At 72.1% G+C, this 24872-nt stretch carries 30 protein-coding genes; 8 read left to right on the top strand and 22 right to left on the bottom strand.

From position 1 onward, the window contains the following. Window positions 1–13: 13 nt before the first annotated feature. On the bottom strand, window positions 14–220 hold the full coding sequence (locus CV755_RS30620) for a hypothetical protein (RefSeq protein ID WP_109283716.1): 207 nt from the start codon (window positions 218–220) through the stop codon (window positions 14–16). Between the two features lie 369 nt (window positions 221–589). Continuing rightward, complete coding sequence (locus CV755_RS30615) at window positions 590–871, bottom strand: acylphosphatase (protein ID WP_109283714.1); 282 nt, start codon at window positions 869–871, stop codon at window positions 590–592. A gap of 175 nt (window positions 872–1046) precedes the next feature. Here CV755_RS30615 and CV755_RS30610 point away from each other — a divergent pair, with 175 nt between their 5' ends. Then, complete coding sequence (locus CV755_RS30610) at window positions 1047–2192, top strand: CAP domain-containing protein (protein ID WP_241561500.1); 1146 nt, start codon at window positions 1047–1049, stop codon at window positions 2190–2192. 98 nt (window positions 2193–2290) lie between these two features. Here CV755_RS30610 and CV755_RS30605 read toward each other — a convergent pair whose 3' ends face one another. Continuing rightward, window positions 2291–2875, bottom strand: coding sequence for a flavodoxin family protein (locus CV755_RS30605; protein ID WP_109283711.1), 585 nt, complete (start codon window positions 2873–2875; stop codon window positions 2291–2293). Between the two features lie 104 nt (window positions 2876–2979). On the opposite strand from CV755_RS30605, the gene CV755_RS30600 reads away from it, so the two are divergent. Continuing rightward, a complete protein-coding gene (locus CV755_RS30600) occupies window positions 2980–3369 on the top strand; it encodes a winged helix-turn-helix transcriptional regulator (RefSeq protein WP_109283709.1) in 390 nt (129 codons plus the stop codon). On the opposite strand, the gene mutM is transcribed toward CV755_RS30600, so the two are convergent. The 9 genes from mutM to CV755_RS30555 form a co-directional block, all read right to left on the bottom strand. Beyond that, window positions 3366–4220: a bifunctional DNA-formamidopyrimidine glycosylase/DNA-(apurinic or apyrimidinic site) lyase gene (gene mutM / locus CV755_RS30595; RefSeq protein WP_109283707.1), complete on the bottom strand. Its 855-nt coding sequence runs from the start codon at window positions 4218–4220 to the stop codon at window positions 3366–3368. The two genes, CV755_RS30600 and mutM, sit on opposite strands and share 4 nt — an antisense overlap. A gap of 112 nt (window positions 4221–4332) precedes the next feature. Beyond that, window positions 4333–5145 (bottom strand): ribonuclease III, encoded by an 813-nt coding sequence (rnc, locus tag CV755_RS30590; RefSeq protein ID WP_109283706.1) that lies wholly within the window; start codon window positions 5143–5145, stop codon window positions 4333–4335. Between the two features lie 19 nt (window positions 5146–5164). Next, window positions 5165–5338: a 50S ribosomal protein L32 gene (gene rpmF / locus CV755_RS30585; protein WP_003951102.1), complete on the bottom strand. Its 174-nt coding sequence runs from the start codon at window positions 5336–5338 to the stop codon at window positions 5165–5167. 2 nt (window positions 5339–5340) lie between these two features. Beyond that, window positions 5341–5970 (bottom strand): YceD family protein, encoded by a 630-nt coding sequence (locus tag CV755_RS30580; protein WP_109283704.1) that lies wholly within the window; start codon window positions 5968–5970, stop codon window positions 5341–5343. Window positions 5971–6115: 145 nt separating this feature from the next. Next, window positions 6116–7216, bottom strand: coding sequence for an ATP synthase F0 subunit B (locus CV755_RS30575; protein ID WP_109283825.1), 1101 nt, complete (start codon window positions 7214–7216; stop codon window positions 6116–6118). A gap of 98 nt (window positions 7217–7314) precedes the next feature. Continuing rightward, a complete protein-coding gene (coaD, locus tag CV755_RS30570; protein WP_109283702.1) occupies window positions 7315–7830 on the bottom strand; it encodes a pantetheine-phosphate adenylyltransferase in 516 nt (171 codons plus the stop codon). Then, window positions 7827–8420, bottom strand: a complete 594-nt coding sequence (gene rsmD, locus CV755_RS30565; protein ID WP_109283700.1) for a 16S rRNA (guanine(966)-N(2))-methyltransferase RsmD — start codon at window positions 8418–8420, stop codon at window positions 7827–7829. The genes coaD and rsmD overlap by 4 nt, the downstream gene beginning before the upstream one ends. A 143-nt stretch (window positions 8421–8563) precedes the next feature. Continuing rightward, window positions 8564–10759 carry an ATP-dependent DNA helicase RecG gene (gene recG / locus CV755_RS30560; RefSeq protein ID WP_109283698.1) on the bottom strand — a complete coding sequence of 732 codons (2196 nt, stop codon included), beginning with the start codon at window positions 10757–10759 and terminating at the stop codon, window positions 8564–8566. Window positions 10760–10786: 27 nt separating this feature from the next. After that, the gene (locus tag CV755_RS30555; RefSeq protein ID WP_109283697.1) at window positions 10787–12430 is read right to left on the bottom strand and encodes a DAK2 domain-containing protein; all 1644 of its coding nucleotides are present in this window, start codon (window positions 12428–12430) and stop codon (window positions 10787–10789) included. A gap of 275 nt (window positions 12431–12705) precedes the next feature. Here CV755_RS30555 and rpmB point away from each other — a divergent pair, with 275 nt between their 5' ends. Next, complete coding sequence (gene rpmB, locus CV755_RS30550) at window positions 12706–12891, top strand: 50S ribosomal protein L28 (protein WP_109283695.1); 186 nt, start codon at window positions 12706–12708, stop codon at window positions 12889–12891. A 197-nt stretch (window positions 12892–13088) separates the two neighbouring features. Here rpmB and thiD read toward each other — a convergent pair whose 3' ends face one another. Together thiD and CV755_RS30540 are read right to left on the bottom strand one after the other, a co-directional pair. Then, window positions 13089–13883, bottom strand: coding sequence for a bifunctional hydroxymethylpyrimidine kinase/phosphomethylpyrimidine kinase (gene thiD / locus CV755_RS30545; RefSeq protein ID WP_109283693.1), 795 nt, complete (start codon window positions 13881–13883; stop codon window positions 13089–13091). 34 nt (window positions 13884–13917) lie between these two features. Continuing rightward, window positions 13918–14889 (bottom strand): thiamine-phosphate kinase, encoded by a 972-nt coding sequence (locus tag CV755_RS30540; protein WP_109283691.1) that lies wholly within the window; start codon window positions 14887–14889, stop codon window positions 13918–13920. Between the two features lie 135 nt (window positions 14890–15024). On the opposite strand from CV755_RS30540, the gene CV755_RS30535 reads away from it, so the two are divergent. After that, entirely contained in the window at window positions 15025–15258 is a 234-nt protein-coding gene (locus CV755_RS30535; protein WP_109283689.1) for an Lrp/AsnC ligand binding domain-containing protein, read from the top strand. 20 nt (window positions 15259–15278) lie between these two features. Then, a complete protein-coding gene (locus tag CV755_RS30530) occupies window positions 15279–15764 on the top strand; it encodes a DUF3515 domain-containing protein (RefSeq protein ID WP_109283687.1) in 486 nt (161 codons plus the stop codon). Window positions 15765–15767: 3 nt separating this feature from the next. On the opposite strand, the gene CV755_RS30525 is transcribed toward CV755_RS30530, so the two are convergent. Genes CV755_RS30525 through CV755_RS30515 form a run of 3 tightly spaced genes read right to left on the bottom strand, consistent with a single transcriptional unit; the run spans window position 15768 to window position 18719 of the window. Then, on the bottom strand, window positions 15768–16916 hold the full coding sequence (locus CV755_RS30525; protein ID WP_109283685.1) for a D-alanine--D-alanine ligase family protein: 1149 nt from the start codon (window positions 16914–16916) through the stop codon (window positions 15768–15770). 34 nt (window positions 16917–16950) lie between these two features. Beyond that, a complete protein-coding gene (locus CV755_RS30520) occupies window positions 16951–17952 on the bottom strand; it encodes an NAD(P)H-dependent glycerol-3-phosphate dehydrogenase (RefSeq protein WP_109283683.1) in 1002 nt (333 codons plus the stop codon). After that, on the bottom strand, window positions 17949–18719 hold the full coding sequence (locus CV755_RS30515; protein ID WP_109283681.1) for a lysophospholipid acyltransferase family protein: 771 nt from the start codon (window positions 18717–18719) through the stop codon (window positions 17949–17951). The genes CV755_RS30520 and CV755_RS30515 overlap by 4 nt, the downstream gene beginning before the upstream one ends. 172 nt (window positions 18720–18891) lie before the next feature. Here CV755_RS30515 and cofC point away from each other — a divergent pair, with 172 nt between their 5' ends. Further along, window positions 18892–19518: a 2-phospho-L-lactate guanylyltransferase gene (gene cofC / locus CV755_RS30510; RefSeq protein WP_109283679.1), complete on the top strand. Its 627-nt coding sequence runs from the start codon at window positions 18892–18894 to the stop codon at window positions 19516–19518. A 9-nt stretch (window positions 19519–19527) separates the two neighbouring features. Then, window positions 19528–19776 (top strand): hypothetical protein, encoded by a 249-nt coding sequence (locus CV755_RS30505; protein ID WP_109283677.1) that lies wholly within the window; start codon window positions 19528–19530, stop codon window positions 19774–19776. A 265-nt stretch (window positions 19777–20041) separates the two neighbouring features. Here CV755_RS30505 and CV755_RS30500 read toward each other — a convergent pair whose 3' ends face one another. The 4 genes from CV755_RS30500 to leuC form a co-directional block, all read right to left on the bottom strand. Further along, window positions 20042–20680, bottom strand: a complete 639-nt coding sequence (locus CV755_RS30500) for an HU family DNA-binding protein (protein ID WP_109283674.1) — start codon at window positions 20678–20680, stop codon at window positions 20042–20044. 121 nt (window positions 20681–20801) lie between these two features. Further along, a complete protein-coding gene (locus CV755_RS30495; RefSeq protein ID WP_109283672.1) occupies window positions 20802–21047 on the bottom strand; it encodes an SCO5555 family protein in 246 nt (81 codons plus the stop codon). A 169-nt stretch (window positions 21048–21216) separates the two neighbouring features. Then, a complete protein-coding gene (leuD, locus tag CV755_RS30490; RefSeq protein WP_109283670.1) occupies window positions 21217–21810 on the bottom strand; it encodes a 3-isopropylmalate dehydratase small subunit in 594 nt (197 codons plus the stop codon). Window positions 21811–21869: 59 nt separating this feature from the next. Beyond that, window positions 21870–23291 carry a 3-isopropylmalate dehydratase large subunit gene (gene leuC, locus CV755_RS30485; RefSeq protein WP_109283668.1) on the bottom strand — a complete coding sequence of 474 codons (1422 nt, stop codon included), beginning with the start codon at window positions 23289–23291 and terminating at the stop codon, window positions 21870–21872. A 107-nt stretch (window positions 23292–23398) separates the two neighbouring features. On the opposite strand from leuC, the gene ndgR reads away from it, so the two are divergent. Next, on the top strand, window positions 23399–24127 hold the full coding sequence (ndgR, locus tag CV755_RS30480; protein ID WP_109283666.1) for an IclR family transcriptional regulator NdgR: 729 nt from the start codon (window positions 23399–23401) through the stop codon (window positions 24125–24127). Window positions 24128–24355: 228 nt separating this feature from the next. On the opposite strand, the gene CV755_RS30475 is transcribed toward ndgR, so the two are convergent. Next, entirely contained in the window at window positions 24356–24835 is a 480-nt protein-coding gene (locus tag CV755_RS30475) for a DUF4188 domain-containing protein (RefSeq protein ID WP_109283664.1), read from the bottom strand. Window positions 24836–24872: the final 37 nt, after the last annotated feature.

Raw genomic sequence — 24872 nt, 5'->3', positions numbered from 1 at the left:
GCGGGGCGTGCGGTCAGGCGAGCGCAGGCTCCGCCTGGGATACGTCGATGCCTTCGAGCAGCGAGTCACCGCGGTGAGCGGCGGCAGTCAGCGCCTCGTTCTCGGCCTGCATCCGGATGAGCTCGGATTCCAGGTCCTGGACTCGCTGCTGAAGCCGCCGCATCTCGGAGAGGACTCGGGGGTCGGAGCCGCCGACGTAACCGAGAAGCGCCTTTGCCATGATGGATGGTCCTCCACACTGAGTGACCGACCGAAGCGGTGTGGGTCGTGAGGGATTCGCACCCGCGGTGTCTGCCATCACTACTGCGGTGTTTCAATGCCAAACAGCTAAGGTGCGCGGGGCTTCCAGCGTCTCACCAAATGGTTAGACGGTCAACACGATCACGCCCCGTATCCACAGGCGTCCCACGAGTGCACGGCGGGCGGAATGCGCGGGCGCTTTCTTCTCCCGGCACCTGGAGGGCGTAGAGATCATCCGTTCAGAGCAGCCTTGCACGGCGGGCCCGTCTTGGCAACCAGCAGGCCATTTACCGGGACTGAATATGCCAGCGGAATATACCGAAGACGGTTTGCGGATTCCCGGCCCCCCTCAGCGGATCTCAAAGCCGTCATAGCCGCCGCGCGGGACGGCCCAGATCTCCGTGACACCGTCCACCCGCCCCGGAGTGTCCCCCGTACGGAGCCAGTCGAGCAGTTGTTCGCAGCCGGCTCGCGGCCCCTCGGCGACCACCTGGACCCGCCCGTCGGCCAGGTTGGACGCGAAGCCGATCAGTTCCCCGATGCGCAGGGCGTTCTCCCGGGTGAACCACCGGAAACCAACACCCTGCACTTGGCCACGAACCCAGGCGGTCAGACGGACATTCTCGTTCATGTCTGCACGCTAACCGGGCAATTAGATAAGCAGCACTTCGGCCCCTCATCTGATGCCGTAAGGTCACCGCTCGAAAAGGCTCCCTCGTACGAGTGACGCACTTTGCCGCCGAGCACTAAGGAAGGCCTTGCGGATGGGTCGTCATCGACGCTCTGCCCCTGCGACCTCCGAGTCCGTGTCCCTGACGAACCGGCCCGCCGGACCCCTGGATCCGGCCGAAGCCCCCACCGTACCCATCCCCCTCGCCGGCGCCTCCGGCCCCGCCCCGGCCCCCGGCCGGCACCGCAGCCCGCACCGGCCCGCCCGGCGGAAGGAGGGCGCGGCGGCGAAGGCCGCCAAGAACCGGGCGCCGGTGCGCACCGGGCTGTTCGGCGCCTCGGCCGCGGTGGCCATGGGCGCGGTCGCCATGGTCTCCGGGCTGCTGCCCGGCAACCCGCTGGGAGCCGGGGGCGACGGCTCGGGCGGGCATGGGGCGGGGGGCAGCGGCCAGGTACGGGCCGACGCCCCGCTGGACGCCCCCCTGGCGCCGCCGGACACCGCCCCGGCGGCCGACGCCCGGCCCGGCCCCGCGCCCGTACCGCGTTACTCCGGCCCCACGGCCCCGGTGCAGCGGCCGGAGAGTACCTCGGGAGGCCCCGCCGCCGGGACGGGCGTCCCGGACGGCCCGGCACCGGCGGCGTCCGCGCCCGCCGTCCCGGCGGTGGAGCAGGTCTCCGCTCCCCGGCAGGCCGCCCCCGCCCAGCAGGCCGCCGCCCCCCGCCGGGCGGCGCGGCCCCCGCAGGGCAGCGCGCCGCTGCCGGCGGCGGCCCCGCGGCAGCCCGCCCAGGCGCCCCGGCCCCCCGCACCGGGCGCCCGGCCGGGCCGGGACGCTCGAGTGCCCTCGGTGAGCGGACCGTCCTCGCGGGTGCGGCCCCGGCCCGGCGCCCAGGCCCTGGTGGAGATGCACGCCACCGTCACCGGCCAGATCCTCTCCCTGGTCAACGCCGAGCGGGCGAAGGCGGGCTGCCGGCCGCTGCGCGCCGATCACCGGCTGACCTCACTGGCCCAGTCCTTCAGCAATGACATGGCCCGGCGGGGCTTCTTCGACCACACCGACCCGGACGGCAGGTCCCCCTGGGACCGGGCCGCCCGGCATGGCGTCCGCAACCTGGGCGGGGAGAACATCGCCCGCGGCCACCCCGACGCGCACACCGTGATGGAGGCCTGGATGCGCAGCGCGGGCCACCGGCAGAACATCCTCAACTGCGAGTACCGGACGCTGGGTGTCGGGGTGCGCAAGGGGCCCGGCGGCCCTTGGTGGACCCAGGACTTCGGCTACTGAGGCAGGCATCCAACTCACTTGAGGCGAAGGGCCGTTGGCTGCGGAACCCGCCCGCGGCCAACGGCCCTTCGCACTGCTCGTCAGGCTCGCACCGGCCGTCAGGCGGCGGCGCGCCCGGCGACGAAGATCTTCGCCTGCTCGGCGATCCGGGTGCCCAGGTGCTCGGCGGTGGCGATGTCGGCCTTGTGCACGCCCTCCGGACCCTGGTCGTTGTTGCTCTGCGCGGCGGCGCCGAGGAAGAAGCCGAGCCGGTTGAGGTCGTTCTCCGAGGCGGTGGAGGCGTTCCAGCCGGGCAGCAGGTTCAGGCTCACCCAGTGCATGCCGTGCTGGGCGGCGAGCACGCTGAAGAACTGCAGGGTGTGCAGCTTGTCGCCGCTCTTGGAGCCGGAGTTGGTGAAGCCGGCCGCCAGCTTGTCCGCCCAGGCCCGGGTGAACCAGCGCTTGCTGGAGGCCTCGGCGAAGGCGTGGAAGGCGCCGGAGGCGGTGCCCATGTAGGTGGGAGAGCCGAAGACGATGGCGTCGGAGGCGTCCAGCAGCGCCCACTGCTCCTCGGTGATCTCGTCCACCTTGACCAGGTGCACGGTGGCCCCGGCGCGGGCGGCGCCCTCGCGGACGGCCTCGGCCAGGACGGCGGTGTGGCCGAAGCCGGAGTGGTAGGCGATGGAAACAACGGGGGTGGTCACGGGGGGAGCTCCTCGGGGAGACGGGTTCAACCGAGGAAAGGAAAGCACTAACTTTTAGGAAGCGCAACCCTTTGCACAGCGCTTTACCGGAGTAGGGTGGCCCCATGACGACGACACATGGCTGCGGCGAGGCGCTGCCCTATGACGTCTTCTCCCGCAGCTGCCCCTCCCGGGAGGCTCTGGCCAATGTCACCGGGCGCTGGGGCAGCCTGACCCTGGGCGCCCTGCGCGAGGACACCCTGCGCTTCAATGAGCTGCGGCGGCGGGTGGACGGCGTCAGCGAGAAGATGCTCGCCCAGACCCTGCACGCCCTGGAGCGCGACGGCCTGGTGCACCGCAAGGCACAGCAGAGCAATCCGCCGCGGGTGGACTACTGCCTCACCCCGCTCGGGCGGAGCGTCGCCGACCGGCTGCTCAGCCTGATCGAGCTGCTGGAGGAGCGGATGCCGGAAATCGACGAGGCCCGGCGGGAGTACGACCGGGCGAAGGGCTAACCGCGCGGCGGGCGCTGGCAGTTGGGGCAGAAGTAGCTGGACCGGTTCATCCACGGCCGGCGGCGCAGCGCCGTGCCGCAGCGGCGGCAGGGCTCGTCCTCCCGGCCGTAGGCGTCCAACGACCGGTCGAAATAGCCGGATTCGCCGTTCACATTGACATAGAGGCTGTCAAAGCTGGTGCCGCCGGCCGCCAGTGCCTCGTTCATCACCTCGCGGATGTGCAGCAGCAGCTCCGCGGTGCGCGGCCGGGTCAGGGTGGCGGTCGGCCGCTCGTAGTGCAGCCGGGTGCGCCACAGCGCCTCGTCGGCGTAGATATTGCCCACCCCGCTGATCAGCGACTGGTCCAGCAGGGCGCGTTTGACCGTGGTGCGGCGCCGGCGCAGCGCGGTATGGAAGGCGGCGTCGTCGAAGGCGGGGTCCAGCGGGTCGCGGGCGATGTGCGCCATCACATCCGGGAGCCCCTCGGGGCCGGTGTCGTGCAGCGAGAGGCCGCCGAAGGTGCGCTGGTCCACAAAGCGCAGCTCGGTGCCGGCGGCGTCGGCGAAGCGGATGCGGATCCGCAGATGCTTCTCGTCCGGGGCGCTCTCCGGCTGGATCAGCAGCTGGCCGCTCATCCCCAGGTGGGCGAGGACGGCCCTGGGCTGGTCGCCCAGCGGCAGCCAGAGGTACTTGCCGCGCCGCATGGCGGCGCCCAGCGGATGCCCGGTGAGCGCCGCGGCGAAGTCGGCGGCTCCGGCCGGGTGCCGGCGCACCGCGCGGGGGTGCAGCACCTCCACGGCGGCGACGGTACGCCCGCAGGCCCACCGCTGAAGACCGCGGCGGACGACCTCTACCTCGGGCAGCTCGGGCACGGCTCTCCTGGAAGACGACGGGACCCGAAAACGGCAGGCCCCGAAGACGACGGGACTGGAAACGCCTCCGGCCCGCGAGCGCCTGGTCAGCGCTCGCGGGCCGGAGGGTGGTTCAGTACGAAGCGGGCTTGGCCTCGCCCTCGGCGTCCCCGGCCGCGGCCTGGGCCTTGGCGCGGGCCTGGGCCGCCTCGTTGATGGCGCGCCAGGCGGACTCGGCCGCCTGCTGCTCCGCTTCCTTCTTGCTGCGGCCGGTGCCGGTGCCGTACGCGACACCACCGACGCGGGCGGCAGCCGTGAAGGTCTTCTCGTGGTCGGGCCCGGTCTCGGTGACGAGATACTCGGGCACGCCCAGCCCCTCGGTGGCGGTCAGTTCCTGGAGGCTGGTCTTCCAGTCCAGGCCGGCCCCGAGGTTGGAGGACTTCTCGATCAGCGGATCGAAGAGCCTGTGCACCAGCTCGGCGGCGGCGTCCAGACCCCGGTCCAGATAGACCGCGCCGATCACCGCTTCCAGGGTGTCCGCGAGGATGGATGCCTTGTCCCGGCCTCCGGTGCCCTCCTCGCCCCGGCCGAGCCGGATGAAGGAGCCCAGGTCGAGACCGCGGCCGACCTCGGCCAGTGCCCGGGAGTTGACCACCGCGGCCCGCAGCTTGGCCAGCTGGCCCTCGGGCAGGTCGGGGTGGATGCGGTAGAGCGTGTCCGTGACCACCAGGCCGAGCACCGAGTCCCCGAGGAACTCCAGCCGCTCGTTGGTGGGCAGACCGCCGTTCTCGTACGCGTAGGAACGGTGGGTCAGCGCACGCACCAGAAGGGCGGTCTCGAGTTCGTACCCGAGCCGCCCTTCCAGAAGCGCGAGAGACGAGGCCGTGTCCGCCTGCGGCACCGAACCCGTCCCGCGGGAGCGGGACGGCATGGTGGCGTCCGACATAGAGCCTGTCACCCGCCGATCAGACCTCGAGGACCTGGCGCTTGTTGTAGGTGCCGCAGCTGGGGCACGCGATGTGCTGCTGCTTCGGCTCGTGGCAGCGCTCGCACGCCACCAGGGTGGGGACCGCAGCCTTCCACTGCGACCGGCGGTGGCGCGTGTTGCTGCGCGACATCTTCCGCTTCGGAACAGCCACGGCTACTTCTCCTGTGAGTCATCCCCGTCGGAACGGGGTGCGTTGTCCATCTCGCCGTCCTGGCCGGATCCGGCGAGTCCCTGCAGTGCCGCCCAACGAATGTCGACGGTCTCGTGGTGGTGGTCCGGTTCGTCCGCCAGCCGCGCTCCGCACTCGGAGCACAGGCCGGGGCAGTCTTCCCGGCACACCGGCTGCAGCGGCAGTGCGAGCACCACCGCGTCACGCAGCACGGGTTCGAGGTCGAACAGGTCGCCCTCGAGGAAGAGCATGTCCTCCTCGTCCTCGGCGTCGTCGCCGGGCTCCGCCACAGGGCGGCCCCGGTCATCGGCGTCGGGGTAGGAGTACATCTCCTGGAAGTCCGCTTCGAGCTCTCGCTCCAGCGGCTCCAGACACCTTACGCACTCCCCTGTCAGCGGTGCACGGGCGGTGCCTGTGACGAGCACCCCTTCCATGACCGACTCCAGGCGGAGCTCCAGCTCCACCGGCGCGCCCTCGGCCACGCCGATGACCTCGATGCCGAGGTCGGCCGGGGCCTGGACGGAGCGGGAGAGCCGCTTGAGCGCACCGGGACGCCGGCCCAGCTCGTGTGTGTCGAACACAAGCGGAGAACGGTGATCGAGGCGGGCGTTCAGGGCTTCCTGCTTTCTACGCTGCGGTGACGGCCACCCCGGCGGCGATCGGCTGGCGACGCGCTCAGGGCAGCCCGGATCGCGGAGATACTCGCGACCGAAGAGCCAGGATACTTCACGGCCCGCCGTGGGCCCAATCCGCCCGGGGTCAGCGCCCCTGCTCGTACCGGCGCAGCTGGTCGAGGTCGATCATGCTGGTGTCGAAGAAGCTGGTCTCGTCCAGCGCCGCGCCGCTGTGCTGCTGCTGGGGAACCTGCTCCTGGGGCAGCGGGGAGGACGCCCCGTAGCCGCCGTCCGAGGGGTACGGCCCGGGCGGGTTCGGCACCGGCCAGGTGTAGGCGTCCGGCTGCTGGTAGCCGCCGGGGACCGCGTAGGGGTCGGTCTGCTGGGCGTAGTGCGGCTGGTAGTCGTAGGACGGCTGCTGGGGCTGCTGGTAGTCCTGGTAGGCGTCATAGGCGGGCTGCTGGGGCGGCACCTGTGGCTGCTGCGGGGCGTGCTGGGGCTGTGGGACGTACTCGGGCTGCTGAGGCTGCTGGGGCGCCGCCAGCTCGGCCAGGAAGTCGCCGGTGCCGCTGCCGGCCTGGAGCTCGTCCTGGGCGGCCAGATGGGCGGCCAGCTCGTCGATGGGGCGGGCGCCGCCCAGCTTCTCCCGGCCCCGGCCGACGGCCTCCAGGGTGCTGCTGAGCACCGCCGAGACCGCGGCGAGCTTGGCGTCCACATAGGCGTCGGCATTGTGCCGCTGGGCGGCGGGGTCGGTGCTGCGCTCCGGCAGGTCGGGGTCGGGCTCCTCGCCATGGCCGCCCTCGGCCAGGCCGAGCAGCTTCTCCCGGCCGCGGCCGACCGCGCCGATGGTCTTGGTGAGGACCACCTCGAAGTTGGCCAGCTGGGCGTCCACATAGTCGTCGGCCTCGGCGCGGATCGCCTCCGCCTCCCGGCGGGCCTCGGCCAGGATGCGGTCGGCCTCCTCGCGGGACCGGCGGGCCACCTCGGTGTCGGAGATCAGCGAACCGCGCTGGGCGCGGGCCGACTCGATGATCCGCTCGGCCTCCTCACGGGCCTCGGCCACCAGCTTCTCCCGGTCGCCGATGAGCTCCTGCGCCTGGGCCAGCGAGCCGGGCAGCGCCTGGCGCAGCTCCTCCAGCCGGGCCAGCAGTTCGGCCCGGTTGACGACGCAGGAGGCCGACATCGGCATGGAGCGGGCGCCGGCGACGGCCGTGACGATCTCGTCGAGCTTCTTCTGCACGTCCACCTTGACGATCGCCACTCTTCCCTTGAGCGATGGGCACCGAACGCCATGACTGTACGGCCGGCGGGCGCCGTCCGGCAGTCACTGACGCCCCGTCAGGACTACCGGTCGCCGGCGATCCGCCCGGTGAGCGCTTCCAGCACCACCGGCGGCAGCAGATGGGAGACGTCCCCGCCCCAGGCCGCGACCTCCTTGACCAGGCTGGAGGACAGGAAGCTGTAGGTGGGATTGGTGGGGATGAACAGCGTCTCCACCCCGGAGAGGCCGTTGTTCATCTGGGCCATCTGCAGCTCGTAGTCGAAGTCGCTGACGGCGCGCAGGCCCTTGACGATGGCCGGGATGTCGCGTTCCTTGCAGAAATCGACCAGCAGGCCGTGGTGGGACTCCACCACCACATTGCCGTACTCGGCGGTGACCTGCCGCAGCAGTTCTATCCGCTCCTCGACGGTGAACAGGCCCTGCTTCGACTTGTTGATCATCACTGCCACATGCACGACGTCATAGAGCTTCGACGCCCGGGCGATGATGTCGAGGTGTCCATTGGTGACGGGGTCGAACGACCCCGGACAGACGGCGCGGCGCAACAACGGTGGTTCCTCGCTCTCCGGTGCGTTCATGGCGTGTCCGGGGCCGGGCACGCCGAGGCGGCGCGACCGTACCAAAGCGTCCCCTCGCCGTAGCGACGGGCCCTCAGCCCCTCGAAGCCCGCCGGCCAGCGGAACTCCCCGCCCCTGGTGCCGCGCTCCACAGTGATCAATGCCTCCTCGGCCAGCCAGCCCCCGGCGGCGAGTGTGAGGAGGATCTCCCGCAGTTCGTCATCGGTCACCGCGTACGGCGGGTCCAGGAAGACGATGTCGTACGGGCCGCCGGGCGGCGCCGGGGCGGCGGCCAGCTGCTCGGCCCGGCCCGGGCGCACCTCGGCGCCGGGCAGGCCGACGGTGCGGACGTTCTGCCGGATGACCTTCACCGCGCGGGCGTCGGCCTCCACCAGCAGGGTGTGCGCGGCGCCGCGGGAGAGCGCCTCCAGGCCGACGGCGCCCGAGCCGCCGTAAAGGTCGAGCACCCGGGTGCCCCGGAGGCTGCCGAGCAGCGAGGTCCAGGTGGAGAACAGGCCCTCGCGTGCCCGGTCGGAGGTGGGGCGGGTGCCGGTGCCGGGCGGCACGGCGAGCCGTCGTCCGCCGGCGGCGCCGGCGATCACGCGGGTCATGAGGTCCTCGGGTCCTTGGTGGTGGCGGTGGGTCGGGCGTGGGTCGGGCGGTGGGGGTCACGCGGTGGGGTCAGCGTCTAAAGCCTAGGTTCTGTCCCTGGATGCCGCCCCGCCGGTGGTCTCGGCCCTTGTCGCCGGTGGCCTCAGCCCTTGTCCAGGAAGCTCTCCCGCTCCTTGTCCAGCAGGGCGTCCAGGGCGGTCCGCAGCTCCGGCAGCCCGCTCAGCCCGGGGTCGGCCGCGACCACCGCGCTCGCCTCCTCACGGGCGGCGGCGATGACCTCCTCGTCGTCGATGACGGCCAGCATCCGCAGTGAGGAGCGCACCCCGGACTGGGCCTGGCCCAGCACATCGCCCTCGCGGCGCTGCTCCAGGTCGATCCGGGACAGCTCGAAGCCGTCCAGGGTGCCGGCCACGGCGGCCAGCCGGGCCCGCGCCGGGCTGCCCTCCGGCGCCTCGCTGACCAGCAGGCACAGCCCGGGGGCCGAGCCCCGGCCGACCCGGCCGCGCAGCTGGTGCAGCTGGGAGACGCCGAACCGGTCCGCGTCCATGATCACCATCACGGTGGAGTTGGGCACATTCACCCCCACCTCGATCACCGTGGTGGCCACCAGCACATCGAGCTCGCCGGCCGCGAAGGCGCGCATCACCTCGTCCTTGGCCTCCGGCTGCATCCGCCCGTGCAGCACCGCCACCCGCAGCCCGGCCAGCGGCCCCCGCTCCAGCTGCTCGGCGATGTCCAGCACCGCCAGCGGCGGCCGCTTCTCCGGATCGTCCCCGGCGGCCTTCTTCGGCTGCTCCTCCTCGTCGCCGATGCGCGGGCAGACCACATACGCCTGGTGGCCGCCGGCCACCTCCTCGCGCACCCGCTCCCAGGCGCGGGCCAGGAAGTGCGGCTTGTCCCGGGCGGGCACCACATGGGTGGCGATCGGGGAGCGCCCGGCGGGCAGCTGGTCCAGCACCGAGGTCTCCAGGTCGCCGAAGACGGTCATGGCCACGGTGCGCGGGATCGGGGTGGCGGTCATCACCAGCAGGTGCGGGGGTTGCCTGCCCTTGGAGCGCAGGGCATCGCGCTGCTCCACGCCGAACCGGTGCTGCTCGTCCACCACCACCAGGCCCAGGTCGTGGAACTGCACCTTGTCCTCGATCAGGGCATGGGTGCCGACCACGATGCCCGCCTCGCCGGTGACCAGGTCCAGCAGCGCCCGGCGGCGGGCGGCGGCGCCCATGGAGCCGGTGAGCAGCACCACCTTGGTGCCCTGCTCGGAGCCGCCCAGCATGCCGCCCTCGGCGAGGTCGCCCATCATCTCGGTGATGGACCGGTGGTGCTGCTGGGCGAGCACCTCGGTGGGCGCCAGCATGGCCGCCTGGCCGCCCGCGTCCACCACGCCCAGCATGGCGCGCAGCGCCACCATGGTCTTGCCCGAGCCCACCTCGCCCTGGAGCAGCCGGTGCATGGGGTGCTCGGTGGCCAGGTCGTCGAAGATCTCGGCGGAGACCTTGCGCTGGCCCTCGGTGAGGGTGAAGGGCAGCCGGGCGTCGAAGGCGTCCAGCAGGCCGCCGGCGGCCGGCTTGCGGGGCACGGCGGGCAGCTGGCCGTCCGCGTGACGGCGGCGGGCCAGGGCGACCTGGAGGACGAAGGCCTCGTCCCACTTCAGCCGGGCCCGGGCCTGTTCGATGTCGGCCTTGGTGCGGGGCCGGTGCACCTGGCGGAAGGCGTCGGCCAGGGCGGCCAGGCCGCGCCCCTCGCGCAGCGCGGGGGGCAGCGGGTCCACCAGGCCCTGCCAGCCGTCGGCCTCGAAGAGGTCCAGCAGGGTGCCGGCCGCCTTGGCCAGCTTCCAGGACTGGAACTGCTTGCAGGCCGGGTAGATGGGCAGCAGCCGGCCGGCGAACTCCTCGGCGGCGGCCGCGGTGCTGTCCCGGTCCAGCAGCTCATAGTCGGGGTGCAGCAGCTGGCGGGTGCGGTTGAAGACCGACACCTTGCCGGCGAACATCCCGCGGCGGCCGGGGATCAGCTCCTTCTCCCGGGCGTAGGCGCCGCGCCCGAAGAAGACCAGGGTCAGCGCGCCGCTGCCGTCGGTGACCACCACCTCCAGGCGCACGCCGCGGCCCTGGTTGAAGGTCTTCATCGCCGCCTTGGCCACCTGGGCGACCACCGTGACGTGCTCGTCCAGCGGCAGGTCGGCGAGCCGGGTCAGCTCGCCGCGCTCGGCGTAGCGGCGCGGGTAGTGGTGCAGCAGGTCGCCTGCGGTGTGCAGGCCGAGGTGCTCGGCCATCACCTTCGCGGTGTTGCCGCCGAGGATCTTCTTCAGTGGTTCGTCGAGCGCGGGCACGTCACCCATTGCACACCAGGCCACCGACAGCCGGGGCTATTCGATGCCGACGATCAGCGGCGGGGAGTGCTGGCCGCCCCGGTAGACCACGGTGTCCACGGCCAGGTGACCGCCGCGCACATGCCGCTCCAGACGGCCGGCGACCGCGTCCGGGACGTCCCGGCCCAGCACCAGGGTGACCATCTCGCCGCCCGCCGCCAGCATCCGGTCCAGCACGGTCTCGGCGGTGGCGGCCAGGTCGCGGCCGATGACGGCCACATCGCCGTCGATCAGGCCGAGTACGTCGCCGGCCTGGCAGACGCCCGCCATGGTCCAGGACTGCCGCTCGGCGACGGCCAGTTCGGCGTAGCGGGTGGCGCCGGCGGCGGCGGTCATGGCGACCACGTCCTCGTCGAAGCGCCTGCCGGGCTCATGGACGGCGAGCGCGGCGATGCCCTGGACCGGGGAGCGGGTGGGGATCAGGGCGACCCGGACGCCCTCGGCGCGGACGGTGTCGGCGGCGTCGGCGGCGGCATGCCGCAGTTCGGGGTCGTTGGGCAGCAGCACCACCTCATGGGCGTGCGCCCGCCGGATGGCCTCGGCCAGCTCGGCGCTGCTGGGCGGCTCCCCGGGGCGTACGGCCACCACGGTGGCGCCCGCCTCGGCGCACAGCCGGGCCAGCCCCTCGCCGGGCACCGCCGCCACGGTGGCCCGCTGCACCCGCTCCCGGACCCGGGTGCGCTCCTCGGCGGCGGCGCCGAAGTGGGTGATGCGGATCCGGTGCGGGCGGCCGGCCTCCACGCCCGCCTCCACGGCGGCCCCGGCGTCGTCCACATGCACATGGACGTTCCACAGCCCGTCGCCGCCGACCACCACCAGCGACTCACCCAGCGCATCCAGCCGGGCCCGCAGCCGGGCGACGGCGGCGTCCTCGGCCTGGAGCAGGTAGATCACCTCGAAGGCGGGGCCGTCGCCGGGGCCGCCGCCGGGTTCGGCGGGGCACGGTGCGGCCCGCCAGCCGGGCGCGGCGGGCTCCGGAGCGGGGGGCGCCTGGGTGCCGGAGAGCGCGGCGCAGAGCGCGCCCAGCACCTCCACCAGGCCCTTGCCGCCGGCGTCCACCACTCCGGCCCGGTCCAGGACGTCCAGCTGGCGGGGGGTGGCTTCCAGTGCGGCGCACGCCCTGGAGTAGGCCGCGTGCGCCACCTCCGCGAGGTCCCCGGGTGCGCGGGCCGCCTCGGCGGCCGCCGCCGCGACGGTCAGGATGGTGCCCTCCACGGGCCGCGCCACGCCCTCGTAGGCCGACTCCACCGCCCGCCCCAGGGCCCGCCCCAGCAGGGCGCCGCCGGCCGCGCCCCGGGCCTCCCCGCCGCTCTCGCCCAGCACCTGCGCCATGCCGCGCAGCAGCTGGGCCAGGATGGTGCCGGAGTTGCCGCGCGCCCCTATCAGCGCCCCATGGGCCATGGCTCGCACCGCTTCCGGCAGCCCGGGGCGGGCGGCGGGCCCGCCGGTGGCCCGGCCCTCGAAGACGGCGTCCACCGCACGGGCGGCGGACTCCACGGTCAGATAGAGGTTGGTGCCGGTGTCCCCGTCCGCCACCGGGTAGACGTTGATCGCGTCGATCTCCTCCCGGGCCCGGCCCAGCGCCCGCAGCGCCAGGGCGCACCAGGTACGTACCGCGGCGGCGTCCAGGGGGTGCGGCACGTGGGGTCCTCCTCGGCGGGGATGGGGGCCTGGGGCGATGGGGGCACAGTAGCCGTGGCGGGGTCCGCCGGGGGCCGGGCGGGCGGGATCCCGGCCGGTCATGGTAGTTTCGTTGTCCTGGAGCGGTCGTTGTATGCTGCTCCGGTTGCCTGACGAAAGTCAGGCCAATCCCCCTGACAATGCCGGTCACTCACTGAGATCTCGGTACGCAGGGATTCACCGTACGTGCCTGTCGTCTCCGCGTGAGCGGGGGTGACCCGTCTTTGGAGTAACCCGTGGCTGCCAACTGCGACGTCTGCGGCAAGGGGCCGGGCTTCGGCAACAGCATTTCGCACTCGCACCGCCGTACCTCCCGCCGTTGGAACCCCAACATTCAGCGGGTGCGCGCTAAGGTCGGTGCGACGCCGAAGCGGCTCAACGTCTGCACCTCGTGCATCAAGGCCGGCAAGGTCGAGCGCTAACGCGTAGCGCAGCCTCCGGTTGCGAAAGCCGGTTCACCGTGAGGTGAACCGGCTTTGTTGCGTGCCCCGGCGTGCTCCGGCATGCCGCCCGCGCCCCGGCAGTTCGCCTCATGCCCGGGCCCTTTTGACTCGCGCCCGCGCCCCGGCACCACGCCCCATGCCCCGGCCCTTTGCCCCATGCCCCGGCACCGCCCCGTTCAGCGTGCGCGCCAGCCATGGTCCACCGGACCGATGCCCCCGCCCAGCGGAAAGCCGCCGGCGATGGCGCCGGTGACGTACTCCTTGGCCGCCGCCACCGCCTCCGGGACGGTGCGCCCCAGCGCCAGCCCGGATGCCACCGCGCTGGCCAGGGTGCAGCCGGTGCCATGGGTATGCCGGTTGGCCAGCCGCGGGGAGCGCAGCCAGTGCCGCTCCGTGCCGTCGGTGAGCAGGTCCACCGCGTCCTCGTCCCCGGCCAGATGGCCGCCCTTGACCAGCACCCAGCGCGGCCCGCAGGCCAGCACCGCCTCGGCGGCGGCGGGCAGGTCCGCCTCGGTGCGCGCCCGCACCCCGGTCAGCCAGGCGACCTCGTCCAGGTTGGGGGTGGCCACGGTGGCGCGGGGCAGCAGCTCCTCGCGGACCGCCGCCCGGGCGGAGGCGGCCAGCAGGGCGTCGCCGTGCTTGGAGACGCCCACCGGATCGACCACCACCGGGGCGCCGGTCTCCGCCAGCAGGGCGGCCACGGTGCGCACCAGGCCGGCGGAGGCCAGCATGCCGGTCTTGACGGCCCGTACCCCGATGTCGTCCACCACGCTGCGGAACTGGGCCCGTACCGCCTCCTCGGGCAGCGGCCAGGTGCCCTGGACGCCCAGGGAGTTCTGCGCGGTGACCGCGGTGATCACGCTCATCCCGTGCACCCCGAACGCCTGCATGGTCTTGAGGTCGGCCTGGATGCCCGCGCCGCCGCCGGAGTCGGAGCCGGCGACGGTCAGCACGGTGGGAGGGGTGCGCATGACCGGCGACCCTACTCCTCGCCCCCCGGCGGCCCTACTCCTCGCCCTCCTGGTCGCCGAAGTGGTCCCAGCCGCCCGCCCGGTCCCATGGGGCGCCGTCCACGGTCACCTGGGGCAGCGCGGAGGGGTTGACCACCTCGCCGATGACCTTCCAGCGCGCCGGAAGCTTCACATCGGCGGGGAAGGTGGCCACGATGGCGTGGTCCTCCCCGCCGGTGAGCACCCACTGCATGGGGTCCACGCCGACCGCCTGGCCGATGTCGGACATCTGGGTCGGTACGTCTATGGCCGCGGTGCGCAGATCGATACGGACCTTGCTGGCCTCGGCGATATGCCCGAGGTCGGCGATGAGGCCGTCGCTGACATCGGTCATGGCGGTGGCGCCCAGCGAGGCGGCGGCCGGTCCGGCGTGGTACGGCGGCTCGGGCCGGCGGTGGGCCTCGACGAAGGCGCGGGGTGAGCGGAAGCCCCGGGAGAGCACCGCCAGGCCCGCCGCGGACCAGCCCAGCCAGCCGGTGACCGCCACCACGTCGCCGGGCTGGGCCCCGGCCCGGGTGACCGGCTCATGGTTGCGCAGGTCGCCCAGGGCCGTGATGGAGACGGTGATGGTCTCCCCGCGCACCACGTCCCCGCCGACCACCGCGGCGCCGGCCACCTGGCACTCGTCGCGGATGCCGTCCATCAGCTCCACCGGCCAGGTGGCGGGCAGTTCGGCGGGCACCACCAGGGCCAGCAGCACGGCGGTGGGCACCGCCCCCATGGCGGCGATGTCCGCCAGGTTCTGGGCGGCGGCCTTGCGGCCGACGTCATAGGCGGTGGACCAGTCACGGCGGAAGTGCCGCCCCTCCAGGAGCACATCGGTACTGGCCACGACCCTGCGGTCGGGCGCCGCGACGACCGCCGCGTCGTCCCCGGGCCCCAGGCGGACCGCCGGGGTGGTGGTGAGCCGGGAGGTCAGCTCCTTGATGAGCCCGAACTCCCCCAGCTCGCCGACGGTGCCTTTCACTGTGCTCCTCCTCGGAGTCTCGGTTCGCGCCCCGGCCGCGCCACAGGCAGCGCGGGTCTCCCCGCGCCATGGGGTGGCGCGGTACGGTGGCGTCTCTTCTCCCCACATGATCCTCGTAGCCGCCCTGGAGGTTCCGTGGTACAGGCGTACATCCTGATCCAGACCGAGGTCGGCAAGGCGTCGACCGTGGCCGAAGTCATCTCCAAGATCGCCGGCGTGATCCAGGCCGAGGACGTCACCGGTCCCTATGACGTCATCGTCCGTGCCCAGGCCGACACCGTGGACGCGCTGGGCCGCATGGTGGTGGCCAAGGTGCAGCAGGTCGAGGGCATCACCCGGACCCTGACCTGCCCGGTGGTCCACATCTAGCTCCCCCGTATGCTCGGCCGGTGAAGTCTTCGCTCCGCCGGCCGCTCGGCCTGTCCGCCGCAGTCCTGCTGCTCGGGGCCGCCGGCTGCTCCTCGCAGGACCGGGCGGCCCCGGCGGCCCCCACGCCGTCCGGGCACCAGGCGCAGCTGTGCCGGGCGCTGCACGGGGCGCTGCCGCGGACGGTGGGCGGCCTGCCGAGGCAGGACACCTCTTCGGAGTTCACCGCCGCCTGGGGCGGCAACGGTGACCGGATCAGCCTGCGCTGCGGGGTGCCGCGCCCGGCCATGTTCGACAAGGTGACCACCCAGTCCGCGGAGATCGACGGCGTGGACTGGGCACCGGAGCGGCTCTCCGACGGCTCCGTGCGCTGCACCACCTCGCTGCGGCCGGTGTATATCGAGGTCACCCTGCCGAAGAAGATCACCGGTGACGGCGGCGACATGAGTGCCCTGACCGACCTCGCCGCCGCCGTCAACCGGACGGTGCCCGCCGAAAGCACCGGCTGAGGCTCAGCGCAGCCCCGTGGAGCGGCGCAGCGCCGCCTGGATCAGCCGGTCCACCAGCTCGGGGTAACTCACGCCGGTCTCCTGCCACATGCGCGGGTACATGGAGATCGGGGTGAATCCGGGCATGGTGTTGATCTCGTTGATCACGAACTCGCCTTCCTCGGTGAGGAAGAAGTCGGCGCGCACCAGGCCCTCGCAGGAGGTGGCCTCGAAGGCCTGCACCGCCAACTCCCTTACCCGGCGGGTCTGCTCCTCGCTCAGCGGGGCGGGCACGATGCCGGAGGCGGAGTCGATGTACTTGGCCTCGAAGTCGTAGAAGTCGTGCGCGGCGACCGGCGGGATCTCGGCCGGCACGCTGGCCCGCGGCCCGTCCTCGAACTCCAGCACCCCGCACTCGATTTCACGCCCGCGCACCAGCGCCTCGACCAGGATCTTGGGGTCGTGGCGCTGCGCCTCGGCGATGGCCTCGTCCAGACCGGAGAGGTCGTCCACCTTGGTGATACCGATGGACGAACCGGCGCGGGCGGGCTTGATGAACAGCGGCCAGCCATGCTCACCGGCGAAGTCCACGATCTTGCGGCGGGCGGCCGACGGATCGTTTTGCCACTCGCGCGGGCGGATCACCTCGTACGGGCCGACCGGCAGCCCGTAGGAGATGAAGATCCGCTTCATGTACTCCTTGTCCTGGCCGACCGCCGAGGCCAGCACCCCGGCCCCGACGTAGGGGATGCCGGCCAGTTCCAGCATGCCCTGCAGGGTGCCGTCCTCGCCGTAGGGGCCGTGCAGCATCGGGAAGACGACATCCACCTCGCCCAGCGCCTTGGGCACGGCGCCGGGTTCGGAGTAGACGACCTCGCGGCTGGACGGGGCGACGGGCAGCAGCACTTCGCCCTCGGGCGACTCGGCGAGCTGCTCGACGCTGGGCAACGCCCGGTCGGCGATGGCCATCCGCTCGGGCGCGTCGGCGGTCAGCGCCCAACGCCCGTCGCTGGTAATGCCGATCGGCAGCACGTCGTACTTGGACCGGTCGATGGCGCTCAGCACGGCGCCCGCGGTGACCACGGAGATGGCGTGCTCGGAACTGCGGCCGCCGAAGACCACCGCGACGCGCGGCTTCCGCTCGGGGCTCTGGGAGGAGGTCTCGCTGCTCATATCGCGTTGAGACTACCTTGCGCCGGAGGGTGTTTCAGTGCCGCTCGGGCTTGGCGCTGCGCGACATCAGCTCCTTGAGCGCCACCATGGGCGGCTTGCCCTCGTGCACGATGCCCACCACGGTCTCGGTGATCGGCATATCGACATGGTGCCTTCTGGCCAGATCCAGCACGGATTCACAGGACTTGACGCCCTCGGCGGTCTGCCGGGTGACCGCGATGGTCTCCTCCAGGCTCATCCCGCGGCCGAGGTTGGCGCCGAAGGTGTGGTTGCGGGACAGCGGCGAGGAGCAGGTGGCGACCAGGTCGCCCATGCCCGCAAGGCCGGCGAAGGTGTGCGCGTCGGCGCCCATCGCCAGTCCCAGCCGGGTGGTCTCGGCCAGGCCCCGGGTGATCAGCGAGGCCTTGGCGTTGTCGCCCAGCCCCATGCCGTCGGCGATGCCCACCGCCAGCGCGATCACATTCTTGACCGCGCCGCCGAGTTCACAGCCCACCACGTCGGTGTTGGTGTACGGGCGGAAGTACGCGGTGTGGCAGGCCGCCTGGAGCCTGGTGGCCACCGACTCGTCGCTGCAGGCGACCACCGCGGCGGCCGGCTGGCGGGCCGCGATCTCCTTGGCGAGGTTGGGGCCGGTGAGCACCGCCACCCGGTCCGGTGTGACCTTGGCGACCTCCTCGATCACCTCGCTCATCCGCTTGGCGGTGCCGAGTTCGATGCCCTTCATCAGGGAGACCAGCACGGTGTCCGGGGCCAGCAGCGGCACCCAGCCGGTGAGGTTCCGGCGCAGGGTCTGCGAGGGCACGGCGAGCACGGTGAAGTCGGCGCCGGCGGCCGCCTCGGCGGGGTCGGTGGTGGCCGTTACGGCGGGGGGGAGTTCGACACCGGGGAGGTAGTCGGGGTTGCCATGGCCGGTGTTGACGGCCTCGACCACCTCGGCCCGGCGGCCCCACATGGTCACCCGGCAGCCGGCGTCGGCGAGGATCATCGCGAAGGCCGTGCCCCAGGAACCGGTGCCGAAGACGGCGCAGCGCGTCACTTGGTGTCCTCCCCGGCCTTGTTGCCGGTTTCGTCGGTCTTCCTGCGGGCGGCGGCGACGGCCTTGCGGTGGTTGTACGGTTCTGCGGGCGCGGGCTCGCCGCGGAGTTCGGCGAGCAGTTCGGTGATGGCGGCCATGATCCGCTCGGTGGCCTCGCGCAGCACCTCGGCGGTGGGTTCCTTGTCGTAGTACGCGGAGAGGTCCACCGGCGGCCCGGCCAGCACCTTGAGGGTCTTGCGCGGGAAGAGCCGGAGCTTTTTCTCCTTGGCGTACGGCGGCATGGCCTCGTTGGCGCCCCACTGGGCGACGGGGATCACCGGCGCCCTGGTGAGCAGGGCGACCCGGGCGGCCCCGGTCTTGCCCTCCATGGGCCACATCTCCGGGTCGCGGGTCAGGGTGCCCTCGGGGTAGAAGGCAACGCACTCGCCCTTGTTGATGGCGTCCACCGCGGCGCGGAAGGCGTTGGCGGCGTCGGTGGTCTCGCGGTAGACGGGGATCTGTCCGGTGCCGCGCAGCACGGTGCCCACAAAGCTGCCCTTGAACAGCCCGGCCTTGGCCAGGAAGCGGGGCACCCGGCCGGTGTTGTACTGGTAGTGGGCGTAGGAGAGCGGGTCCAGATAGGAGTTGTGGTTGACCGCGGTAATGAATCCGCCGTCGGCCGGAATGTGCTCCATTCCCCGCCAGTCCCGCTTGAAGAGAACCACAAGCGGCGGTTTTGCCAACACCGCGGCAAAGCGGTACCAGAAGCCGATTCTGTGGCGGGACACTCGGACACCCTTCTCTTGGGACCTGGAAGCTTCCGCGGGTCTGCGGCTCACCCGGGGGCCGGACAAGTGTCGCCCCAGGTACCCGGTCTGTCGAGAACACCGTAACCCCGCGCTCCCCCGGCGGCCGCGGCAGCGGGTGACAATGGGGCCGACACAAGGAGAGGGGGCGCAGGTGGCATGGAGCCTGGTGGTGCCGCTGAAGCCGCTGGCCCTGGCCAAGAGCCGCCTGGCGGGCACCGCGCGCCCCATGCCGCGCTCCGCGCTTGCCCTGGCCTTTGCCCTGGACACCGTCGCAGCGGCGCTGTCCTGTGGCGTGGTGCGGGATGTGGCGGTTGTCACGGGCGATGAACGGGCGGCCGCCGAACTGGCCGCGATCGGCGCCTGGACGGTGGCCGAGCCGCCCGGCGGCGGGCTCAACGCGGCACTGGCGCACGGGGCGCGCGCCGTCCGCGCCCGGTGGCCGCATTCCGCCGTGGCCACGCTGAACGCGGACCTTCCGGCGCTGCGCCCGGCGGAACTCGGCCGGGTGCTCGACTGCGCCGCGGAATTTCCGCGCGCATTTCTCGCCGACGCCGCCGGAATCGGGACGACCTTGCTGGCGGCGGGTCCCGGAAACGCTTTGGCCCCGGCCTTCGAGGGCCGCTCCCGGCAGCGCCACCGGGCGTCCGGCGCCCGGGAGATCGAGCTGTCCGGAGTCGAATCGGTGCGCCAGGACGTGGATACCGAGGCGGATTTGCGCACCGCGCTGGACCTGGGGGTCGGCCCGCGCACCGCGGCCCTCGCCGCGAGCCTGGCCTAAGCTGCTGCCATGCAGGGCACCGCCTACACCTACGACCCCGAAACCCGCACCGGCAGCGTGCTGCTGGACGACGGCACCCCGCTGCCGTTCGACGCGGCGGCCTTTGACGCGGGCGGCCTGCTGCTGCTGCGCCCGGGACAGCGGGTGCGCATCGAGTGCGAGGAAGAGGGCGGGGAAGAGGGCGGGGAATCGCCCGAGACGCCCGGAGGCGGCCCTTCCGGCCGCCGGGTGACCCTGGTCACGCTGCAGACCCTCTGAGGTCCGCCAGGGGCCGTTCAACGCCTTTTACCGGCAAGCACTCTGCGCCGGCCGACGCCCCATGCCGGGCGGTGGCCTCTGTCGGACAACGCTCTTTGCCGGGCAACGCTCTTTGCCGGCCAATGCCGTTCGCCGGCCGGCGGATCCGCACCGGCCAACCCCCTTGGCGGGCAACCGGGCAGAGCACCGGACCGTTGCACAAACACCGCGGGCCGGGCTCCCCGAGGGGAGCCCGGCCCGGCGTGTGTACGCCGCCGCGCAGCCGTTACTTCTTGCGGGCCGTCGTCTTCTTGGCGGTGGTCTTGCGCGCGGCCGTCTTCTTGGCGGGCGCCGTCTTCTTCGCCGTGGTCTTCTTGGCGGTGGCCTTCTTGGCGGTGGCCTTGGCCGGGGCGGCCTTCTTGGCGGTGGTCTTCTTCGCCGCGGCCTTCGCCGGTGCCGCCTTCTTGGCGGTGGTCTTCTTCGCCGCGGCCTTCGCCGGAGCGGCCTTCTTCGCCGTGGTCTTCTTGGCGGTGGCCTTCTTCGCGGCGGTGGCCTTCTTCGCGGCGGCCTTCTTCACCGTGGGCTTCGCACCGGAAAGGCTGCCCTTGGGCGCCTTCTTGACCGCGACCTCATCGCCCTTCGGCAGCTTCTTGGTGCCGGCGACCAGGTCCTTGAAGCCCTGGCCCGCGCGGAAGCGGGGCACCGAGGTCTTCTTGACCCGCACGCGCTCACCGGTCTGCGGGTTGCGGGCGTAGCGGGCCGGGCGGTCAACCTTCTCGAACGAGCCGAAACCGGTGACCGATACGCGGTCGCCGGCCACAACGGCCCGGACAATCGCGTCGAGTACGGCATCGACGGCGTCGGAGGCCTGCTGACGGCCACCGACCTTGTCGGCAATCGCTTCAACGAGCTGCGCCTTGTTCACGTCTTCCCCTTCGGAGACTTTGCTGGAATTGTTCCAGCGTTTTCGCACGTTAGGCAGATATATACCGCAAATCAAACACGAAACGGTCTAATCACCCTTGTGCCGCAACGAATCCGACTCATCACGGAGTTCCGTCGGTGCCGCGTTCGGAAGGGAAACGGCCCTCGTCGAGGTCGTTCATCAGCCGGTCCAGACGCCTTGCCGCGCCTGAGAGATCGTGCTTCGCCGCGGCCGTGATGGCCAACAGCTTCCGGGACAGCGCCATCCGTACGCCCTCCGGGACTTGCAGTGTGCGCACCCGGGAGTGCGCTTCCTTGAGCCGGTCCGCGACGAGCCGGTAGAGCTCGAGTTGGCTGTCGCGTTCCATGCACCGATTGTGCCATCTGAGGCGAGTTGTCGCCTCACGGGGCCTCAACAAGCGCTGCGCCCCCTGTCCGAAGACAGGGGGCGCATCATGTCAAACCCTGGGCGAACAGCGAAAATCCGGGGTCGGATCCGCCGTGGCCGACTGGGCCGAATGGGGGTGAAAACCCGCTTCACACCTGGGCGGTGGCCGGTTTGAAGGACGGTCGCCGGGCCTCGTACGCGGCGATGTCCGCCTCCCTCCGGAGGGTCAGGTCGATGTCGTCCAGCCCTTCCAGGAGTCGCTGTCGGGCGTTCTCGTCAAGGTCGAAATCAGCCGTGATGGAGCCGGCGCGCACCTGGCGGGCGAGCAGGTCCACGGTGACCTCCGTGGTGGGGTCGTGCTCGATGAGCGTCCACAGCCGCTCCACGGTCTCCTGCGGCAGGACCACCGTCAGCAGGCCGTTCTTCAGCGAGTTGCCGCGGAAGATGTCGGCGAAGCGGGCGGAGACGACCGCCTTGAAGCCGTAGTTCTGCAGCGCCCAGACGGCGTGTTCGCGGGAGGAGCCGGTGCCGAAGTCGGGTCCGGCCACCAGCACCGTGGCGCCCGCGTGTTCGGGCCGGTTGAGCACGAACTCCGCGTCCTTGCGCCAGGCCTCGAAGAGTCCGTCCTCGAAACCGTCGCGGGTGACCTTCTTCAGCCAGTGCGCGGGGATGATCTGGTCGGTGTCCACATTGCTGCGGCGCAGCGGTACGGCCCGGCCGGTGTGGGTGGTGAAAGCTTCCATGTCGTCGGTCTTCCTTCCCTCTTCGCGGCCCCATGGGCTGCGGTAAGGTGCTCTGCGCGTCAGGCGGCCAGGGCCGGGTCGGTGATCAGGTCGGCGGGCGAGGCCAGGTGGCCGAGCACCGCGGTGGCGGCGGCGACCTGGGGCGAGACCAGGTGGGTACGGCCGCCCTTGCCTTGCCGGCCCTCGAAGTTGCGGTTGGAGGTGGACGCCGACCGTTCGCCCGGGGCGAGTTGGTCGGGGTTCATGCCCAGGCACATCGAACAGCCGGCGTGCCGCCACTCGGCTCCGGATTCGGTGAACACCTTGTCCAGGCCCTCCGCCATGGCCTGCAGTGCCACCCGTACCGAACCGGGCACCACCAGCATCCGCACTCCCTCCGCCACCGAACGGCCGCGCAGCACCTCGGCCGCGGCTCGCAGGTCCTCGATACGGCCGTTGGTGCACGAACCCACGAAGACGGTGTCCACCCGGATGTCCCGCAGCGGCTGACCTACCGTCAAACCCATGTATTCCAGGGCCCGTTCCGCTGCCTGGCGCTCGGAGGGGTCGGTGTAGGAGGCGGGGTCCGGGACGGCGGCCGACAGCGGGGCGCCCTGGCCGGGGTTGGTGCCCCAGGTGACGAACGGGGAGAGTTCGGAGGCGTCGATGACCACCTCACGGTCGAAGACCGCGTCGTCGTCGGTGCGCAGGGTGCGCCAGTAGGCGACCGCCGCGTCCCAGTCGGCGCCCCGGGGGGCGTGCGGACGGTCCTTGAGATAGGCGAAGGTGGTCTCGTCCGGGGCGATCATCCCGGCCCGGGCGCCGGCCTCGATGGACATGTTGCACACGGTCATCCGCGCCTCCATCGACAGCTTCTCGATGGCCGGGCCGCGGTACTCGATCACATGGCCCTGTCCGCCGCCGGTGCCGATGCGCGCGATCACCGCCAGGATCAAATCCTTGGCCGTGACCCCGGCGGGCAGTTCGCCTTGCACGGTGACCGCCATGGTCTTGAACGGGGCCATCGGCAGCGTCTGGGTGGCCAGTACATGCTCGACCTGGCTGGTGCCGATGCCGAAGGCCAGCGCGCCGAAGGCGCCATGGGTGGAGGTGTGGCTGTCCCCGCACACCACCGTGGTGCCCGGCTGGGTGAGTCCCAGTTGCGGTCCCACCACATGGACCACGCCCTGCTCCACATCGCCCAGCGGGTGCAGACGCACCCCGAATTCGGCGCAGTTGGCGCGCAGCGTCTCCAACTGGACGCGGGAGACCGGGTCTGCGATGGGCTTGTCGATGTCCAGGGTGGGGGTGTTGTGGTCCTCGGTGGCGAGGGTCAGGTCCAGGCGGCGGACCTTGCGCCCGGACTTGCGCAGCCCGTCGAAGGCCTGCGGGCTGGTGACCTCGTGCAGCAGGTGCAGATCGATGTAGAGCAGATCGGGTTCGCCCTCGGCGCGTGTGACGACATGGTCGTCCCAGACCTTCTCCGCCAGTGTCCGTCCCATCGCTGTCCCTCGATGTCCCTTGGAGTGAGTGCTGTCCCTCAACAGGTTGGCGCCTCGCGCCGGAATTTGGACTTGCGTTTCACACTCTGAGACGCGAGGATCCTGACATGGACAATTCTGGCGGCGGCTCCAGCGGAGTGGGTGTTCTCGACAAGGCGGCTCTGGTGCTCAGCGCCCTGGAGGCCGGTCCGGCGACGCTGGCCGGGCTGGTGACGGCCACCGGGCTGGCGCGCCCGACGGCACACCGGCTGGCGGTGGCACTGGAGCACCATCGGATGGTGGCCCGCGATATGCAGGGCCGGTTCATCCTGGGCCCCCGGCTGAGCGAACTGGCCGCGGCGGCCGGCGAGGACCGGCTGCTGGCCACCGCCGGGCCGGTGCTGACCCACCTGCGGGACGTGACCGGCGAGAGCGCCCAGCTCTACCGGCGCCAGGGCGATATGCGGATCTGCGTGGCGGCCGCGGAACGGCTGTCCGGATTGCGGGACACGGTGCCGGTGGGCTCCACGCTGCCGATGAAGGCCGGCTCGGCCGCCCAGGTGCTGATGGCCTGGGAGGAGCCGGAGCGGCTGCACCGCGGGCTGCAGGGCGCCCGCTTCACCGCGACCGCGCTGTCCGGGGTGCGGCGGCGAGGCTGGGCACAGTCGATCGGCGAGCGGGAGCCGGGAGTGGCCTCGGTGTCCGCCCCCGTGCGCGGGCCGTCCAACCGGGTGGTCGCCGCGGTCTCGGTCTCCGGGCCGATCGAGCGGCTGACCCGGCACCCGGGCCGGATGCATGCGCAGGCGGTACTGGACGCGGCGGCACGGCTGACGGAGGCGCTGCGGCGCAACGGCTAGGTCTGGCATGCGCCCCGGAGCGCACGAGGGCGCGCGTGATGCTTATGCGCGCCCCCAGCGCGGGGTGCGGGTGCGCTGGGGGGCGGGTTCGCTGGAGCGCGTTCCGGGTGCGTTGCGGGTGCGTAAGGCCGGTTGCGGGTGCGGGCCGTTGTGCGGCCGGTCGCCCCATGCGGCGGAGCCGCATACGGGAACGGCCGCCCCACGCCCGCATGGGGCCGCCCCCGGCGGCTAGTTGAGACGCTGGGCGGCGCGTTCCCCGCGCCGCGCGACCGGCTCCACGCCATGGGCGGCAGCCAGTCCGGAGAGCGGCATGCCCACATAGACGGACTCATACGAACCGGCCGGCACCAGGTAAGTCTCGTGCCAGATACCGACCTTGTCCGCCCCATGCCGCGCCCGGCGGTTGAAGTCCGCCCAGGCAGGGCGGTGTTGAGCCGCGGGATCGGCGGCATAGGCGAGCAGCTCCTCGCGCGAGCGCCAGTACTGCACCACGGTGTAGACCCGCGGCCCGCCGCTGAGCAGCCGGTAACCCAGCAGACCGCTGTCCGGATCCCGGGACAACTCCCTGAGCATGCGCGGCATGGCGGTCATCGCCGGCAGCCAGTGCCGCACCGATCGCCAGCGGTTGACCCGCATCCCGATCAGAAAAACCACCACCTCCCCCTCGGCAGCGGCGGTGACGCGTTCCGGAATCGGCCGTGCGGACATGACACTCCCCTCCTTTGGATAGCGGCGCTATCCATGC

It is taken from the genome of Streptomyces orinoci (genome assembly GCF_003121295.1).
GTDB classification, from domain to species: Bacteria; Actinomycetota; Actinomycetes; order Streptomycetales; family Streptomycetaceae; genus Streptomyces; species Streptomyces orinoci.
This window is presented reverse-complemented; position numbering and strand designations above follow the sequence as displayed.

Excerpts from the sequence above, each read along its gene's own strand:
- CV755_RS30505 (WP_109283677.1), top strand. The coding sequence starts at position 19,528 with ATGCAGGGCACCGCCTACACCTACGACCCCGAAACCCGCACCGGCAGC.
- CV755_RS30475 (WP_109283664.1), bottom strand. The coding sequence starts at position 24,835 with ATGTCCGCACGGCCGATTCCGGAACGCGTCACCGCCGCTGCCGAGGGG.
- rnc (WP_109283706.1), bottom strand. The coding sequence starts at position 5,145 with ATGTCGGACGCCACCATGCCGTCCCGCTCCCGCGGGACGGGTTCGGTG.
- CV755_RS30600 (WP_109283709.1), top strand. The coding sequence starts at position 2,980 with ATGACGACGACACATGGCTGCGGCGAGGCGCTGCCCTATGACGTCTTC.
- CV755_RS30525 (WP_109283685.1), bottom strand. The coding sequence starts at position 16,916 with ATGAGCAGCGAGACCTCCTCCCAGAGCCCCGAGCGGAAGCCGCGCGTC.
- coaD (WP_109283702.1), bottom strand. The coding sequence starts at position 7,830 with ATGAACGCACCGGAGAGCGAGGAACCACCGTTGTTGCGCCGCGCCGTC.
- CV755_RS30495 (WP_109283672.1), bottom strand. The coding sequence starts at position 21,047 with ATGGAACGCGACAGCCAACTCGAGCTCTACCGGCTCGTCGCGGACCGG.
- rsmD (WP_109283700.1), bottom strand. The coding sequence starts at position 8,420 with ATGACCCGCGTGATCGCCGGCGCCGCCGGCGGACGACGGCTCGCCGTG.
- CV755_RS30620 (WP_109283716.1), bottom strand. The coding sequence starts at position 220 with ATGGCAAAGGCGCTTCTCGGTTACGTCGGCGGCTCCGACCCCCGAGTC.
- CV755_RS30615 (WP_109283714.1), bottom strand. The coding sequence starts at position 871 with ATGAACGAGAATGTCCGTCTGACCGCCTGGGTTCGTGGCCAAGTGCAG.
- leuD (WP_109283670.1), bottom strand. The coding sequence starts at position 21,810 with ATGGAAGCTTTCACCACCCACACCGGCCGGGCCGTACCGCTGCGCCGC.
- recG (WP_109283698.1), bottom strand. The coding sequence starts at position 10,759 with ATGGGTGACGTGCCCGCGCTCGACGAACCACTGAAGAAGATCCTCGGC.
- leuC (WP_109283668.1), bottom strand. The coding sequence starts at position 23,291 with ATGGGACGGACACTGGCGGAGAAGGTCTGGGACGACCATGTCGTCACA.
- thiD (WP_109283693.1), bottom strand. The coding sequence starts at position 13,883 with ATGCGCACCCCTCCCACCGTGCTGACCGTCGCCGGCTCCGACTCCGGC.
- ndgR (WP_109283666.1), top strand. The coding sequence starts at position 23,399 with ATGGACAATTCTGGCGGCGGCTCCAGCGGAGTGGGTGTTCTCGACAAG.